The organism is Pseudomonas sp. MPB03 (assembly GCF_046605385.1).
Lineage (GTDB): Bacteria > Pseudomonadota > Gammaproteobacteria > Pseudomonadales > Pseudomonadaceae > Aquipseudomonas > Aquipseudomonas zanjanensis.
In genome coordinates this window covers 5,947,959-5,964,656 of record NZ_CP176770.1, presented here as the reverse complement: position 1 = coordinate 5,964,656, position 16,698 = coordinate 5,947,959, and the positions used below count along the sequence as shown (strand labels likewise).

10 protein-coding genes are annotated in these 16,698 nt (G+C 52.6%); 9 read left to right on the top strand and 1 reads right to left on the bottom strand.

Annotation, left to right across the window (positions count from 1 at the left end):
- Positions 1 to 244: 244 nt before the first annotated feature.
- From ACLH0I_RS25985 to ACLH0I_RS25945, 9 genes are all read left to right on the top strand, one after another.
- Positions 245 to 604 carry a DUF6124 family protein gene (locus ACLH0I_RS25985; RefSeq protein WP_411385736.1) on the top strand — a complete coding sequence of 120 codons (360 nt, stop codon included), beginning with the start codon at positions 245 to 247 and terminating at the stop codon, positions 602 to 604.
- Positions 605 to 1,030: 426 nt separating this feature from the next.
- A complete protein-coding gene (locus ACLH0I_RS25980) occupies positions 1,031 to 1,270 on the top strand; it encodes a type I restriction enzyme endonuclease domain-containing protein (protein ID WP_411385735.1) in 240 nt (79 codons plus the stop codon).
- On the top strand, positions 1,233 to 4,523 hold the full coding sequence (locus ACLH0I_RS25975) for a helicase-related protein (RefSeq protein WP_411385734.1): 3,291 nt from the start codon (positions 1,233 to 1,235) through the stop codon (positions 4,521 to 4,523). The genes ACLH0I_RS25980 and ACLH0I_RS25975 overlap by 38 nt, the downstream gene beginning before the upstream one ends.
- The gene (locus ACLH0I_RS25970; protein WP_411385733.1) at positions 4,520 to 5,212 is read left to right on the top strand and encodes a DUF4391 domain-containing protein; all 693 of its coding nucleotides are present in this window, start codon (positions 4,520 to 4,522) and stop codon (positions 5,210 to 5,212) included. The genes ACLH0I_RS25975 and ACLH0I_RS25970 overlap by 4 nt, the downstream gene beginning before the upstream one ends.
- A 43-nt stretch (positions 5,213 to 5,255) precedes the next feature.
- On the top strand, positions 5,256 to 7,331 hold the full coding sequence (locus ACLH0I_RS25965; RefSeq protein WP_411385732.1) for a site-specific DNA-methyltransferase: 2,076 nt from the start codon (positions 5,256 to 5,258) through the stop codon (positions 7,329 to 7,331).
- A 13-nt stretch (positions 7,332 to 7,344) separates the two neighbouring features.
- Positions 7,345 to 10,398 (top strand): type III restriction-modification system endonuclease, encoded by a 3,054-nt coding sequence (locus tag ACLH0I_RS25960; protein WP_411385731.1) that lies wholly within the window; start codon positions 7,345 to 7,347, stop codon positions 10,396 to 10,398.
- The gene (locus tag ACLH0I_RS25955) at positions 10,398 to 10,535 is read left to right on the top strand and encodes a DUF262 domain-containing protein (protein ID WP_411385730.1); all 138 of its coding nucleotides are present in this window, start codon (positions 10,398 to 10,400) and stop codon (positions 10,533 to 10,535) included. Before ACLH0I_RS25960 ends, ACLH0I_RS25955 begins: the two co-directional genes overlap by 1 nt.
- A 614-nt stretch (positions 10,536 to 11,149) precedes the next feature.
- Entirely contained in the window at positions 11,150 to 13,168 is a 2,019-nt protein-coding gene (locus ACLH0I_RS25950) for an ATP-dependent nuclease (RefSeq protein WP_411385729.1), read from the top strand.
- Positions 13,165 to 15,210 carry a UvrD-helicase domain-containing protein gene (locus ACLH0I_RS25945; RefSeq protein ID WP_411385728.1) on the top strand — a complete coding sequence of 682 codons (2,046 nt, stop codon included), beginning with the start codon at positions 13,165 to 13,167 and terminating at the stop codon, positions 15,208 to 15,210. The genes ACLH0I_RS25950 and ACLH0I_RS25945 overlap by 4 nt, the downstream gene beginning before the upstream one ends.
- A 734-nt stretch (positions 15,211 to 15,944) precedes the next feature.
- Here ACLH0I_RS25945 and ACLH0I_RS25940 read toward each other — a convergent pair.
- A complete protein-coding gene (locus tag ACLH0I_RS25940; protein ID WP_250964884.1) occupies positions 15,945 to 16,676 on the bottom strand; it encodes a helix-turn-helix transcriptional regulator in 732 nt (243 codons plus the stop codon).
- Positions 16,677 to 16,698 lie beyond the last annotated feature (22 nt).

Below are 16,698 nucleotides of genomic sequence, written 5' to 3'. Positions count from 1 at the left end.
TAGTTTGAGTCTGTCACTGAGCATCAGTGATCGGGTTTCGCAGCCCGGACTCTATAGGCGCACAACGTCACCTTCGAAAGCAGATTACCCATGTCTGTGATTTCGTCAGAGGTGGCTGTGCGTGGGAGACCTTCGGGTCTGCCGGTCCCTAGAGTCCCGGTCTGCGAACCCGCGTACAGCTGCCACCCAATACTTCGTTTCGCAGCGAATGGTGGTAGCTCCAATAAACTCTAGGAGCTTTACCATGGCTAAAATTACACCGAATCCGCCAGCTACAGATGAGCATATGTCTCGCGCTCAGTCTGCTCGTAACAAGAAGCTCGATGAAGCTGCTGAACGGGCTTTGGATTTTTATCTGAAGCCTACGCCGAAGAAAGAAACGTCTGACAACCCCAGCAGTATCTTCCGCATCGCACCGGATGTTGATTCGGAGTGTCTGCTTGCCAGTCTCAGTGAAAACCTGGCTGCGGCCAATGCCATGATCAATGATCTGGCGTTTGACCTTGAGGGTTCGCGGCGGCGTGTTGCGATGGGGATTTTGCAGGTGATTGAGGTGAGTGAACTGCTGGCGAATCGGGCTTTGGATATTGTTGAGGTGAGATAACAAGGGGCCGCGCTTACCCCGGGTATAAAAAAAAGGTCTTGCATGGCAAGACCTTTTTTGTGGGCGATAGCTCGAAGTGATGAGCTATCAGGTTTGAGTCAGTCCCGATATTTGGCATGGCAAGCACAATCAGGACCGGGGCAAGGCGATCAACCGCTTGGCTCAGGATTTACGCGTGGCCTTTTCCTATCTGAAAGGGGAGGCGGGTGAAAAAATTGTGCAAGAGGTTTCTGCACAATTGCCTTGGATGGACACATCGCGCACCCTCAAAGGCTAGACTCCCCGACAAGCCTCAAAGCGTTACTCGAAACGTGCACTTTTCTGTGGGTGAGGTTTCATTTAATCGCTATTGTCGGTGCCGCTTGCGTCACCCAGAGACCTAAGGTGAGTTGGAGGGGCGAAGTCTGAGCGAGTAAGGTCGCCTCGGTGCGTGAGTTGGGCGCCGATCTCCTGGTCAAAATTGTACATGGGTTGACCGTCAGCTTACGGGGCAATGCTAGTGTCGGTTGGAGCGGTCGTGAAAGCGTAAAGGTTAAGCTGCGTATTTTGGTTCGACGAATTCTAATCCGTGATATTCGTCGCAAGCTCCATGATAATCCCCTCAGCTCGCATAAAGGGAATCCTTCATATGGAACTGATCGACAACATCAATACCCTGCTTGGTGAAAGCCTCAAAGGCACGATTAAGCCGGGTTCGAAGCTGAAGATCGCTGCTTCGTGCTTTTCGATCTACGCCTACGTGGCGCTGAAGAAGGAGCTGGAGAGCATAGACTCCCTAGAGTTCATCTTCACCTCGCCGACCTTCGTCCCCAATGAGGTCAGCGACAAGATCAAGAAGGAGCAACGCGAGTTCTATATCCCCAAGGCAGAGCGCGAGCGCAGCCTCACCGGTAGTGAGTTTGAGATCCAGTTGAAGAATCAACTTACTCAAAAGGCTATCGCCAAGGAGTGTGCTGACTGGATACGCCGCAAGGCTACCTTCCGTTCCAACCGTGCTCAGGCTCCGATGCAGCCCTTTATCGGTTCACAGGCTGAGTCGGGTGACGCTGTATTTATGCCCGTTCAGGGATTTACAGCTGTCGATCTCGGCTACCAGAAAGGCGGCGCGCTCTCGAACATCGTTTCCCGTTTCGATGAGCCGGCCCACACTGGCATGTTCCTCAACTTGTTCGAGCAGATTTGGAGCGACCCGGAAAAGCTTGAAGATGTGACTGGTCGACTCTGCGATCACATCGCCTCGGTCTATCAGGAGAACGCCCCAGAGCGAATCTATTTTCTAATGCTCTACAACATCTTTCGCGAGTTCCTGGAAGACATAAATGAGGATGTTCTACCCAATGACCGCACCGGCTACCAGGACAGTCTGATCTGGCAAAAGCTGTTCAACTTCCAGCGTGACGCGGCCACCGGACTGATCAATAAACTGGAAACCTACAGCGGCTGCATCCTGGCCGACAGCGTAGGCCTGGGTAAAACCTTTACCGCATTGGCTGTGATCAAATATTACGAACTGCGTAACAAGTCCGTTTTGGTGCTTTGTCCGAAGAAACTCTCCGATAACTGGCGCAACTACAACCAGAACCTCAAGACCAACATTTTTGCCAAGGATCGCTTTAACTACGACGTGCTTTGCCACACCGACCTGACCCGCACCCGTGGTGAGTCGTTGGGCATTCCGTTGGATCGCGTCAACTGGGGTAACTACGACCTGGTGGTGATCGATGAGTCGCACAACTTCCGTAACAACGATATCTATAAAGACAAAGAGACCCGTTACCAGCGGCTGATGAATCAGGTCATTCGTCAAGGGGTGAAGACCAAAGTGCTGATGCTCTCGGCCACCCCGGTCAACAACCGTTTTAGTGACTTGCGAAACCAGTTGGCCTTGGCCTACGAGGGCGAGAGCGACAACCTCAGTAAGAAGCTGCGCACTGAAAAGGACATCGACGGTATTTTCCGTCGCGCTCAGGCAGCATTCAATGTGTGGACCGGTCTGCCACCGGAAAAACGCACTGCAGCAGCGATTCTCAATACCCTTGATTTCGACTTCTTCGAGCTGCTCGACAGCGTCACAATTGCCCGCTCTCGCCGGCATATTGAGACCTTCTACAACACCGCCGACATCGGCAGCTTCCCTGAGCGCCGCAAGCCATTGTCGTTTCATTGCCCGTTGACTCCGCGTGGTGACGTCATCGGTTTCAACGAGATCTTCAACCAGCTGTCGCTGCTCAAGCTCGCCGTGTACGCGCCAGTTAGCTACATCCTGCCCAGTCGGTTGAAAAAGTACGAAGAGATGTACGACACCGAAGTGGAGGGGGGTAAAGGTAAGTTCAAACAGGTCGACCGTGAGAGAAGCCTGCAAGCGCTGATGACCACCAACCTTCTAAAGCGCTTAGAGAGCTCGGTCGAGTCTTTTCGCCTAACCCTGAAAAATCTGCGAAACACGCATCGGAACGCGTTAGATAAAATCGCCAGTTTCAAGAAGACCGGCCTTGCCAGTGACTTCGCCGACGTTACTGCAGCCTTTGAAGATGCTGATTTCGACGACGACAACTTACCGTTGCCCGGTGACATTACCATCGGCAAGAAGATTCAAATCAGCTTGGAAGACATGGACGTGCCGTCCTGGGAGCAAGACCTACAAGGCGATCTGATATTGATTGAAGAGTTGCTGGCTGAAATGGCCAAGGTCACACCTGCCGACGACACCAAACTGCAGCACCTGAAAACCCAGATCACCAGCAAGCTGGCATCACCGATCAATTCTGGCAACCGCAAAGTGCTGATTTTCACCGCCTTCGCCGATACCGCCAATTACCTCTACGACAACTTGGCTGAGTACCTGTTGAGCACTCACAAGGTACATTCCGGCAAGGTCACCGGCAGCGATGCACCCAAATCCACCCTCGGCACCATGCCAGGCGGTCGCCAGACTTACGACTTCCAAGGTTTGCTGACGTTGTTCTCGCCGCGCTCGAAAGAAAAAGCGCTGATTTACCCGGATGAGCCGCGTGAAATTGACATCCTAATCGGTACCGACTGCATCTCCGAAGGCCAGAATCTTCAGGACTGCGACTACCTGATCAACTACGACATTCACTGGAACCCGGTGCGTATCATCCAGCGCTTCGGCCGGGTGGACCGTATTGGCTCTCAGAACGCCAGCATCCAGTTGGTCAACTACTGGCCAGACATTAGCCTCGACGAGTACATCAACCTCAAAGAGCGGGTCGAAAACCGCATGATGATCGCTGATGTTACAGCCACCGGTGACGACAACGTGCTCAGCGCCCAGGCCAACGACGTGGCCTACCGTAAGGAGCAGCTACGACGTTTGCAGGATGAAGTGATTGAGATGGAAGACATCAAGACCGGCGTCTCCATCACCGACCTCGGCCTCAATGATTTTCGCATGGATTTGCTCAGCTACATCAAGGCCAATGGTGACCTCGGCAGCATCCCCAATGGCGTGCACGCCGTGGTGCCGGCACGGCAGGAACTTGGATTGGTGCCCGGCGTAATCTTCACCTTGCGCAATCGCAAGCACGGCGCCGGCCTCAATCAACAGAACCGCCTGCATCCCTTCTACCTGATTTATATCAGTCTGGAAGGGCAGATCATCAGTGATCAGACAGAAGCCAAGCGTCTGTTGGACCTGGCTCGCAGCGCTTGTAAGGGCCGCAGCGAGCCGATCAGTGATGCCTACCAGCGATTCAATCAGTCCACCCAGGACGGGCGTAACATGCGCGCCTACTCCCACCTACTCGACCAAGCGATTCGCTCAATGATTGATGTGAAGGAAGAGAAAGATATCGACAGTCTGTTTAGCGGCGGTAGGACCACCGCGCTGGTCGACACAATCTCTGGGCTGGATGATTTCGAGTTGATTACTTTCATCGTCATTCAGGACGTGGCATGAGCCAGGCCGCAGTCACTCCGGCAGTTACACCAGCGCTATTTAGTTTTCCGCCGCAGGCCAAGGTTGGCCGGGTGGTGGCTAAGAACAAAATTTACGAGCGGGGAGCTGTGAGCTCGACGCTGCGCGATAAATTTGTTGCCCAAGTCGAGCAAATTACATGGGCTTACAAGCTGGCTCCGGAAACCATTAACCTGCCGGCGCGGGGCAGCGTCGTGGAAATTCAGATTTTCGACATTGTACTGAAAACAGCTGAACTGGATGAGGATGTACTGCGCGCCATCGACCGCGTTATCCCACTGCCGATCATCTTTCAGTTGCACCATGAGCAGCGCACCCGCATGGTGGCGACCTTTAAACGCCCGAGCGAAGCCGATGCCAATAAGTGGGTCATCGATGGCTATTTCGCCGGGGTGTGGCTAACGGCTGATACCGAGCGTCAGCCCTTGCCGGTGGCGCTGGACCTTCAAGGTCTTTACGAACAACTGCTGCGCAGCTTGTTATCTCAGCCGGCGAGGCTCGGTGAAGGCCTGCCAGAACAGCTGCAGCGATTGACGCAGTTACGGAGCCTGCATGGTGAGCAGCGCAAGCTAGAGGCTCGTTTGCACAAAGAAATACAGTTCAACCGCAAAGTAGAGCTCAACGCGCAATTGCGGGAGCTGAACGCCCAAATTGATCAGCTGAGCGCGTAAGCACCAGTTCGTACCCAAGAATTCAAGAATTACAGGACGTCTCATGGACAAGCTGAAGATGCACTCTAAAAACCTGACCGAAGCCAATATCGACAAGCTGGCCATACTGTTTCCGAATTGCATCACTGAAGCGTTGGATGCCAAGGGCGAGCTGCAAAAGACCATCGACTTCGACCTACTGCGTCAGGAGCTTTCTGCCTCAGTGGTAGAAGGGCCACAAGAACGTTATCAGCTAAATTGGCCGGGCAAGCGTGAGGCGCTGCTAGCAGCGAATGCACCGATTGCGAAGACGCTTCGCCCGTGCAGAGACGGTAGTGTTGACTTCAATAAGACAAAAAATTTGTTTATTGAGGGTGATAATCTAGAAGTGCTTAAGTTGTTGCAGGAAGCTTACCTCAATCAGGTTAAGTTGATTTATATCGATCCGCCGTACAACACCGGGGCTGATCTTATTTATGAAGACGATTTTTCTGAATCAATAGACGTTTATTTAGAAAAATCAAATCAGGTGGATGTGCACGGGAATCGAATGGTTGCCAATCCGGAAGCGAACGGTAAGTACCATTCTAAATGGCTAAGCATGATGTATCCTCGGTTGCGCCTAGCTAAGAATCTGCTTGATTATGATGGGGTAATTTGTGTGTCCATTAGCGATATTGAGCTAAAAAACACCATATCCGTCTTGAATGAAGTGTTCGGTGAGCTGAACTATGTAAATACCATAAGCGTTATGGCGAAAGTTTCGGCAGGTGCGTCGGGTGGCGGTGAAGATAAAAGGCTTAAGAAGAATGTGGAATATATAGTTATTTATGCTAAGTCGCTTGAAGATTTCAATACCCTTGCGCATCTTTATACAGAACGCCCATTAATTGATGTCATAAATGAAATGCGGGCAGAAGGGGAAAGTTGGAAATACACTAGCATTCTTCTTGGAGCGAATGAGCGGACATTTTTTGGCACCATAAAAGATGGTGATGGAAATCCGATAGATATATATAAGCGGGCTGGTGTTAGAAGGACGACCATCAGCAAGGCTTGCAAACAGGAGGGTATCAGCGAAGCTGATGCGTATAAAAAATATTTTAAACAAATATTCTCAGATACAAATGCGCAAACAAGTATTCGAACCCGTGTGATGGATGCCGTGGGTCGCTTGGAAGACAGTGAAATTTTAGAGGTTGAGTATGTCCCTAGATCTGGTAGAGATAGGGGAGTTAAGGTTGTCCATACCTATATTAGCAATACGGTCCGTCGCGTTATCTGGCTGCACGATGTAGCTGATGCGAGTGGAGATCAAATAATAAAAAAAGAAAAGTTAGGTACTCTCTGGGATAATTTTGACTACAACAATGTTGGGAAAGAAGGTGATATTCCTTTTCCTGATGGAAAAAAGCCTATTGATCTTATTCGCACCTGTATTGATCTTTATAATGGGCGTGAAGGTATCTTTATGGATTTCTTTGCAGGCTCTTGCTCCTTGCCTCATGCTGTCATGAAGGCGAATTCGTTAGACTCCGGGAGCAGGAGATTCATTGCTATTCAGATAGATGATGCTATTGATAAAAGCAATAAGAAATATGAGTCGGCAATTAAATTTTATGAAGAAAATAATATTCCGCTTAAGATAACAGAGATTGGGAAGGAGAGAATGCGCCGTGCTGGAAGCAGGCTTAAAGTCGATATCGTTGGCACGGAAGACGCTAGTCAACTAGATACTGGTTTTCGCGTCCTAAAAATTGATACCTCCAATATGCAAGAGGTTTACTACACACCGGATGCAGTGAGTCAGGATTTGCTCTCCGGCCAGGTCGACAATATTCGCGAAGACCGCACCGCTGAAGATTTGCTGTTTCAGGTGCTGCTTGACTGGGGCGTGGATCTGGCGCTGCCGATCAACCAGCAAGTTATCGCCGGCAAGACAGTGTTCTTCGTTGATGGAAGCGCACTAGTCGCATGCTTTGATACCAGCATTGGAGAAGACTTCGTCAAACAGCTCGCCGAATATAAGCCGCTACGTGTGGTGTTCCGCGACGCCAGCTTCGCAAGCGACAGCGTGAAAATCAACGTTGAGCAGATGTTTAAATTGCTTTCTCCAGCTACCGAAATTAAGACGCTTTAAGGGGCTGGTACATATGAAACTGAAGTTTAAAGTTCAGCCCTACCAGACTCATGCGGTAGACGCCTTTGCCGACTGCTTTGCTGGCCAGCCAAAATCTTCTGGCGTGAGTTATCGCGTCGACCCTGGAGCTAGGCCTGCCACATCCCTAGCACCGCAACAGATCGATTTACTTAGAGCGAAGGTGATTGAGCCTACTGAGGCTGGCTTCAAGAATGCCGAGCTAGCGTTGAGCGCGGAGCAGCTGCTGGGAAATATTCAAGGGGTACAACGACGGCAGAACCTGCCGTTATCGGCGGCGCTGGCCAGCGACAAACATACAGGTTGCTCCATCAACCTCGATGTTGAGATGGAGACCGGTACTGGCAAGACCTATTGCTACATCAAGAGCATGTTCGAGTTGAACAAACGCTTTGGCTGGAGCAAGTTCATCGTCGTGGTGCCTAGCATTGCCATCCGAGAGGGTGTGTACAAGTCGCTGCAGGTCACCGCTGAGCACTTCCTGGAAAGCTACGGAAAGAAGGCCCGCTTCTTCATCTACAACTCCAAGCAGCTGCACAACCTGGAGAGTTTTTCTTCTGATGCCGGCATTAACGTCATGGTCATCAACGTGCAGGCGTTCGCCGCTCGTGGTGCTGATCAGCGGCGGATATATGAAGAGCTGGATGACTTTCAGTCGCGCCGCCCTATCGACGTAATCAAGGCCAACCGACCGATTTTGTTTCTCGATGAGCCGCAGAAGATGGAAGGGGCCAAGACGCTGGCGTCCTTTAGCGAGTTCAATCCGCTGATGATTGTGCGCTACTCAGCTACGCACAAAACCGAGTACAACAAAATCCACCGCCTCGACGCGCTGGATGCTTATAACCAGAAGCTAGTGAAGAAGATTAGCGTGCGGGGCATTACGGTTAAAGGCCTGACCGGCACCAATGCCTACCTGTTTCTACAGGACATCGAAGTCTCGACCAAATCGCCTGTGGCGCGGGTCGAGATGGAGATTAAGCAGAGTACTGGTATCAAGCGGGTGATGCGCAAGCTTCGTCGCAACGATAATCTCTACGACCTGTCCGGTGGGCTGGATCAGTACAAAGACTACGTGGTTGCCGACATCGACGCCCGTATCGACACGCTGAGCTTTACCAATGGTGTCGAGCTGGTTGCCGGGGAGGCCGTGGGCAACGTGGATGAGGCCGCCATGCGCCGCATCCAAATCCGAGAGGCGGTAAAGGCGCACTTTCAAAAAGAGATGATGCTGTTCAGCAAGGGGATCAAGGTACTGTCGCTGTTCTTCATAGACGAGGTGGCCAAGTATCGCCAGTACGACGCAGCCGGCGAACTGCCCGGCGAATACGCGCAGATCTTCGAGGAGGAGTACAACGCTTACCTCACCGACGTGATGACGCTGGAGGACACGCCCTACAATCACTACCTTAAGGGCATTCAGGCTCGCCAGACTCACAATGGCTACTTCTCTATCGATAAGAGGAGCAAACGACTAGTCGATCCCGCCGTGGGCAAAAAAGCCACTGAGACCGACGACGTGGATGCTTACGACCTTATTCTCAAGGATAAGGAACGCCTACTGTCGTTCGACGAACCGGTGCGATTTATTTTCTCGCACTCGGCTTTGCGCGAAGGCTGGGATAACCCCAACGTCTTCGTTATTTGCACCTTAAAGCACAGCGATAACAGCATCTCCCGGCGCCAAGAGGTGGGGCGTGGCATGCGCCTGGCCGTCAACCAACTGGGTGACCGTATGGATGACCCGGCCACTGTGCACCAAATCAACGAGCTGACGGTGGTAGCCAGCGAAAGCTACAAAGATTTTGTTGGAGCACTGCAGAGGGACATCAGCGACTCGTTGTCGGCCCGGCCGCGTGAGGCCAACGAGAGTTACTTCAAAGGTAAGATTTTACAAACCCCAACTGGCGACGTTGAGGTCTCTGCGCAACTGGCCAAGCAGATTTACAAATACCTGCTGAAAAACGACTACACCGACGACAACGATCAGATCACTTTGACCTACCACGAGGCCAAAAAACAAGAACAACTGGCAGAGCTGCCGGCTGAGCTACAGCCCTATGCCGCCCAGGTGTTCCAGTTGATCGATAGCGTATTCAGTGCGGCGCAAATGCCGGAGATTGGCGATGACCGCAAGGCCAAGATCAACCCCCTGAACTCGAACTTCGAGAAGAAGGAGTTTCAGGCGCTGTGGAACAAGATCAACCGCAAGGCTGCTTACACCGTTCACTTTGAAACCGATGAGCTGGTGGGCAAGTGCGTGGCGGCCCTGGATACTGAGCTGCGGGTTAAACCGATGCAGTACATTATTGAGCGCGGCAGCCAGCTGGAGAACGCCAGCTTCGACGATATGAAGAGCGGCACGGCCTTTAAGATCGCCGAAAGCGCGACCGAAAAGTACAACCACTCCGTTCATTCGGCGGTGAAATACGATCTGATCGGCAATCTAGCCGAGGATACCCAGCTAACACGCAGCACCATTGCCAGCATCCTCAAAGACATCAATGTTGCGGTGTTCAGCCAGTACAAAACCAACCCGGAAGACTTCATCGCCAAGGCCGCTACGCTGATCAATGAGCAGAAGGCTACGGCCATTGTCGAGCACATCGCCTACGATCCAGTAGATGAAACCCATAGCTCGGACATTTTTACTGCAGAGAAACCCAAGGACGATTTCAGCAAGGCTTTCGAAGCCAAGCACCACGTCTACGACTACGTGTTCACCGACTCCAGCGTCGAACGTAAATTCGTCGAAGAGCTGGACGCCAGCACCGAAGTGGTTGTGTACGCCAAGTTGCCGAAGAGTTTCTTCATCCCCACGCCAGTCGGCAACTACAACCCAGATTGGGCTATCGCCTTCCAAGAGGGCAAGGTGAAGCACGTTTACTTTGTCGCCGAAACCAAGGGTTCAATGTCCAGCATGGATCTCCGTGCCATCGAGGCCTCCAAAATCGCTTGCGCCCGTAAGTTCTTCGCCAAGATCACTTCAGCGCAGGTGAGGTACGACGTGGTGGATGGGTTTGGGAAATTGATGGAACTGGTGAAATAATGAAAGCTACTGAAGCCAACTTACTCAAGTTTCTGCGTAAATCGCCGCAGTTTGTTATTCCGATTTATCAGCGCAATTACTCCTGGACTGAAGCGCAGTGCCGTCAGCTATGGGCGGATCTACTGCGGGCCGGATGACCCCAAGGGCTTATGCCGCGATGTGACTAACCTAGGGCGATGGGGAAATGGGGACGTGGAGATTGGTCTCGCTAGCAAGGACGGGCTGCCTTATGTCATCGATCTGATCCGCCAATCATTCGACCATCAGATGGGTGACGACTTCAGTGCCTGATGCCGTCGTCAAAATGACGATGAAGGAAAAAATTATGAGCATGATGCTGATGGTTTTTTCCTTGGTGAATCAATATCGATATGAATTGCTGAGTGGCAGCTCATACCGATGACTGCCCGTTATGGGACTGACGCCAGCAGGTTCATCGATCCCCACGGGACCGCATGCATCCTGGGAGTCGCAATCAAGAACCGGAGTCCAATTCTAGTTGCCACGACAGCGCCTAGATGAAGCTGCCAGTACGGCTTACTATTGCCTTCTCGGCCGGCTGTTCTGGCCCGCCTCGTCGCTGTTACTAATCCCGCGCTCGAGGACGTTGCTGCGTTTTTTCTGTGCTCTTGATCAACCTGCGGCCTCGACGTCCACGGCGGCTTACGCGATAGTTACTTGATATAGCACTATTCAAGTGTTCAGAGGCAATCCAATAGGGTGGCCTTACTACGTCTGCAAGGAGCGCGAGATGTACCTGTCTGCCCTGTCTATCAAAAACTTTCGCCAATTTGGTGATACTCCCCCTGCATTCAACATCAAGTTCCAGGAAGGAGTGACAGCGCTTGTGGGGGAGAACGATGCCGGCAAGACGGCCGTAATCGACGCCATCCGCCATGTACTGCAAACGCGCGACGCGGACTTCATGCGCTTGCAACCTGAAGACTTTCACATCGCCCCCAATCAGACACAGAAAAGCGAGATCACGCTTATGTGTCAGTTCTCCAAGCTTTCGCAAGCGGAGCAGGGTGCCTTCGCTGAATATCTGACCTATGAGGGCGCCGAGACTTCCCTCTATGTGTACTGGACAGCAAGGCGTCTCAGCGAGTCAGCCGCTGCGCGTCGATGGGTGGATATCTCCGTACGGACTGGCAAAGATGGAAGCGGTCCGAGCTTGGATTCCAATGTTCGTCAGTTACTTGCCGCCGCATATCTACGTCCACTTAGGGATGCGGAGCGCGAGATGTCTCCTGGACGAGGGTCTCGGCTGTCGCAGATTCTCAGCAATTTCCCAGACATCACACAGGGCAATCCTTTAGATGCCACCAATCTGCCAGCCACTTTTGCAGACGCAGCGGCACTGAATCTCGCCGGAATGTCAGACTACCTTCGACACTTGGTCGATGGCCATCCAGGCGTTAGCAGCGCGCAGACCGCCATCAATGATGATTATCTCAAGCTGCTTTCGCTGTCAGGCGAGCAGTTGCATGGGCGTATCAACTTCGCAGAGGGAGCTACTGAGGCAGCGAAGCTACGTCAGATTCTAGAACGCCTAGAGCTAGGACTGCTGGAGAACACGGGGGCAACACGAGGGACTTACGGCTTGGGGTCAAATAACCTGCTGTTCATGGCCTGCGAGTTGCTACTACTGGGCAAGGAACGAGAAGGCCTCCCATTGCTACTGATTGAGGAGCCCGAGGCTCACTTGCATCCACAGCGTCAACTCAGGTTGATGCAGTTTCTAGAGTCGGCAGCTAAGCCACCTCCAGGATCCGATCAGCGTCCCGTCCAAGTGATTCTGTCGACCCACAGCCCAAACTTGAGCTCCAAAATTCCACTGAAAAACATGGTGCTCATGCATCGCCAGCGTGCTTATTCTCTGATTGACGGCCAGACGGAACTCAGTACGGGTGATTACCGCTTTCTAGATCGGTTTCTCGACGTCACGAAGGCAAACCTATTTTTCTCTCGTGGTCTTCTCATCGTCGAGGGAGATGGGGAGTCGATTTTACTGCCGACCATTGCTTCGTTGGTTGGCCGAGATCTAACTGAACACGGCGTTTCGGTTGTGAACGTCGGCGGGACGGGATTGCGCCGTTACGCACGAATTCTCCAGCGACGAAATCCAGATGAAGGACAGCTGAAAATTCCAACCGCGTGCCTTGCTGATATGGACGTCATGCCTGACTGTGCGCCTCAGATCTTAGGCTTGGTAGCGGGCGATGATGACGCTAAATGGACAAGCCCCAAACGTCGTTGGAAGGCAGTAAGAGATTTTGGTGCAACTCCAGAAGAGCAGGCCGCAGCGCTGGTTGCTAGACGCAATAAGCTTGGGGAGGGGGACGGTCAAAATGTGGCCACATTCATTGCAGATCACTGGACACTTGAGTACGACCTTGCGGCGTGCGGGCTGGCAAAAGAGGTTTACCTGGCTGCGACGCTCGCTATGAATGACGACCCGCTGAATGAGGATCGTAAGACCCGTAGTGTCGTGCTTCGTGAGGCACATGCCTCCTATTTGGCCCTCGAAGCTCTATCGCGTACTACGGCAGAGCTTTGTTCTAGGGTTTACAAGATGTTCGGTAAGGGTAAAGCCTCGAAGGCGATCACCGCGCAGTATCTTGCTGAGCTTCTGGAGGATGCAGTTGAGGAGGGCACGATGACGGCTGATCAGCTCAGAGCTTCGCTGCCAACTTACATCGTGAGCGCAATTGAATTTGCAACGACGCCAATGCACGATCAGATTGCCGCAATAGAGGCCCAGCCATGAGGCCTTTCCATGAAATGGTCGACCCGATCCTCGACGAAGATATCGAGTGGGTCTGCAGTCTCATGAAGCTCAGAGACCTTGATGAGCCTCGCCGACGGTTTCTTAAGTCACTGGACACGCTGGACATCTCAGCGTGTCCAGGCAGCGGAAAAACCACATTGGTTGTCGCAAAGCTTGCGATCCTCGCTAACAAGTGGAAAAGCAAGACTCAGGGCCTTTGCATCTTGTCCCATACCAACGTAGCGCGCGAAGAGATAGAGCACAGGCTAGGCGGCACAGATGTTGGGCAACGTCTCCTGCGGTACCCTCACTTCATCGATACCATTCATGGCTTCGTCAGTAAATTTCTAGCGAAACCATGGCTGTTATCAGCGGGACACCCGCTCACAGCTATCGATAACGAGCTCACTTTCAATGCGAGGCGAAGAATACTTGGCGGGCAACGTTACTCCTTCCTTGTGAGTTACCTTGAACGTAACCATATTTCCTTCGAGTCATTGCGAATCACCAGCACCAATTTTGATACTCCGCTTGCCGGCGCACGTTTCCCCAGTGGTGAACATACTCCAACGCATCAAATCGCATCACTCGCACTGAGGGAGGCCGCAAGGCTTGGCTATTTCTGCTACGACGAAATCTTTCTGCTTGGTAAGGCGCTTCTCGACGAACATCCTGGTGTCGCGTTGACGCTGCAACACCGCTTTCCCTGTGTTCTTATCGATGAAATGCAGGATACGTCGGAAATGCAAAATGCCATGTTGAGGGATCTCTTCCCCCGGGATAATCCTCTTATCTGTGTGATGCGTGTTGGAGATCCAAACCAGGCGATTTTTGAGCAAGACGATGTCCTCGCTGTGGATAATTTCCCAGATCTGGCAAGGTGTGCAGCGATCGCCGACAGCTTTCGATTCGACTCGTCGATTGCGGCGCTCGCCAGTCGATTTGCGTTTACGCCAATCATTCCAGATGGTCTCCTTGGGGCCCGACAAGTCGAGCCTGGTGCCGCAGAGATTCCTCATACGATTTTTGTTTTTCCTGATGATGACACCTCAGGCGTGCTGGATGCTTATGGGCAGTTAGTACTCCAACACTTACCACCGGCGCTGATAGCACAAGCTCCCATCACAGCCTTGGGTGCGGTTCACAAAATAATCGACCGGGCCGGTATGAACGTTGCGCATTACCCTAAAACGGTTTCCCACTTCTGGCAGGATTACATGCCAAGTGCCAGCCGTACCAATCACCGTCCTGCGACGTTATTGGAGCATCTCTATGCGGCCAGGCAACTGGCAGCGATTGGAAGTACCGCGCACCTAGGACTAGAGCAGATTGCGGCAGGCATTGTGCGTTTAGCAAACTTACTGGCACCGCCAGCGCCGTTCAGAGGGCGCGGGAGGCTGCATCAACATTTGGAAGAAATCCTCGCAGCTCATCCTGAACTCAGAGTTGACTATCGCTTGCTGATCACAAGAATCCTTTTCACTACTGAAGTTATTGACGAGGCCACATGGGCAGGTTCTATACAGCGATTTAGGCAAATCGGCGCATTGATAAGTGGAGGGAACGAGTACGAACCTGAGGCCAACACATTCCTTGCTTGGAACGCTCAGGTTGGCGTACCTGCAGTGGGTGCTCCTCAACTGGCTCCCGGCTCACTTCAGCGAGTCGAAGAGAGCTTGGAGGCTCCCAAAGTTAACCACTACCGATGCATCCATAATGGTTCGCATGTGGACATCAAGCTCGGCTCGATCCACATTGCCAAGGGGGAAACCCATGCGGCGACTCTGGTATTGGAGACTTTTAACCGTTCACATTTCCTGCATTCGCTGATGCCTTGGCTTTCAGGCCAAAATCAAAATGGCACTCGGTGTGACAATGACGCCAAACGTAAGCGGCTGATGGAGATGTATGTTGCGATGACCCGGCCGACTCACCTATTGTGCCTGGCAATGCGTAATGGATCTCTGGGCACCGGTCAGCGATACGAACGCAATCAGGAACTGCTGAGAGAACAGGGATGGCAGATCCAGCATCTGAACTGAGGCTGATAAATCGCTAAACGTCAGTAGGCGTAATCTACTTGAAGGCTCTGGCTGGTGTCGTGCTTACGATTGAGCATTCACGATTTGGTTGCCAGGGTAAGGAAGAAGTCATAGAAGCCATGGTTGGGCATTCGCTAGCTATGGTGTTAAGGGTTTACACCCGGTCGGTTTACGACCAACCGTAGCCCATCCCCATAACTGCTGGGCTCGGTCATGTTTTTGACTTGTTTCGGATTCAGCTTACCCATTAGATGTCCCTGTTATGCCCTCCCACTTCATCGTCGAATGAAGTCAAATGGTGTTGAACAACTTCGGACAGGGGAATGCTTGAAACCCCTAAGCTATTAGGTGGACTATCGGATGAAATAGGACTATTTCAGACATTAAAAAGCCGGCTTATGGCCGGCTTCTCGTTGACTAACTCAGTTCGTTTTTGACAAACCTCACCAGCCTTCAAAACGTACATCCGGCTCTTGCGGCCGGCTGTGGGACTTGGTCAGAAAGTGATCTGCCTTGTCGGTGCGAGGCGTGGGCTCGCAAATGTGGGGCGGAGGATACGCGGGTTTTGTTCGGAAGCCCAGTGGTAAGTGGTGTGGAATCATTGGGTTAGGGGGGATTTAGATGAAAAGCAGGGGGCTGCTGCGCAGCCCAGCGGGGATAAATCCCCTCGCCACAAAAAGCTCCTGCCACAGCTCCTACTGCAGTTCCTGCCACGGTTTCTGGTCTTGGGTGGGTTAGTCGAACACCGGCGGTCGCTGTTTGTTGAGGGTTGACCACCAGAACACCCAGCCGATCACGTGGATGTGTTGCGCGTCGATCTGTTCTGCGCTGAAGACTTCATCCGGATAAGCAGCACTGTTATGACTACGCAGCCGTAGCCGATTCCCCGGGATTCGGTGCAGATATTTGATACGCAGCATCCCATCATGCTCAAGCGCATAAATCTGACCATCAACAATTTGCGTCAGGCCGCGGTCGATGGCGAGGGTGGAGCCGTCTTCGATGCGTTCGGCCATGCTGTCGCCGACCATGGTGATGCAGATGGCGTCGCTGGGGTCGATTTCCAGGGATTCGAGGTGGCTGCGGGGCAGGCGGATGGATTGGTCGGGGATTTCGACGATGTGGGTTTTGGTTTCGCCGGGGGCGATGGGGACTTCCTTGTAGAAAGGCAGTTCGATGTCCGTGGGTTCCGCCACGCTGTAGACGCCATCGTTTTCGGCGGCTTCATAGGTGATGCCGGGGCCGAGGCCCAGTGGGGTCTGTGGGCCTTCGCCGTGGGCGAGCCACTCCGGGCTGACGGTCAGCAGGCTGGCGATGCTGTGGATGCGCCCGGGCGGGATGCCACGGTTGAACCAGTTGTTCACGTGTTGGGATTTCACGCCGTATAACTTCGCGAAGTCGGCGGATCGGATGTTCGCTTCTTTTAGAAGGGCTCGGAAGCGGTCGCCACTGGAAAGTATTTTCATAAACGGAAAGTTTAGGGGCGAC

Bases quoted from the DNA above. Each gene is read 5' to 3' on its own strand.
- ACLH0I_RS25985 (WP_411385736.1), top strand. From the start codon at position 245: ATGGCTAAAATTACACCGAATCCGCCAGCTACAGATGAGCATATGTCT.
- ACLH0I_RS25975 (WP_411385734.1), top strand. From the start codon at position 1,233: ATGGAACTGATCGACAACATCAATACCCTGCTTGGTGAAAGCCTCAAA.
- ACLH0I_RS25970 (WP_411385733.1), top strand. From the start codon at position 4,520: ATGAGCCAGGCCGCAGTCACTCCGGCAGTTACACCAGCGCTATTTAGT.
- ACLH0I_RS25965 (WP_411385732.1), top strand. From the start codon at position 5,256: ATGGACAAGCTGAAGATGCACTCTAAAAACCTGACCGAAGCCAATATC.
- ACLH0I_RS25960 (WP_411385731.1), top strand. From the start codon at position 7,345: ATGAAACTGAAGTTTAAAGTTCAGCCCTACCAGACTCATGCGGTAGAC.
- ACLH0I_RS25955 (WP_411385730.1), top strand. From the start codon at position 10,398: ATGAAAGCTACTGAAGCCAACTTACTCAAGTTTCTGCGTAAATCGCCG.
- ACLH0I_RS25950 (WP_411385729.1), top strand. From the start codon at position 11,150: ATGTACCTGTCTGCCCTGTCTATCAAAAACTTTCGCCAATTTGGTGAT.
- ACLH0I_RS25945 (WP_411385728.1), top strand. From the start codon at position 13,165: ATGAGGCCTTTCCATGAAATGGTCGACCCGATCCTCGACGAAGATATC.
- ACLH0I_RS25940 (WP_250964884.1), bottom strand. From the start codon at position 16,676: ATGAAAATACTTTCCAGTGGCGACCGCTTCCGAGCCCTTCTAAAAGAA.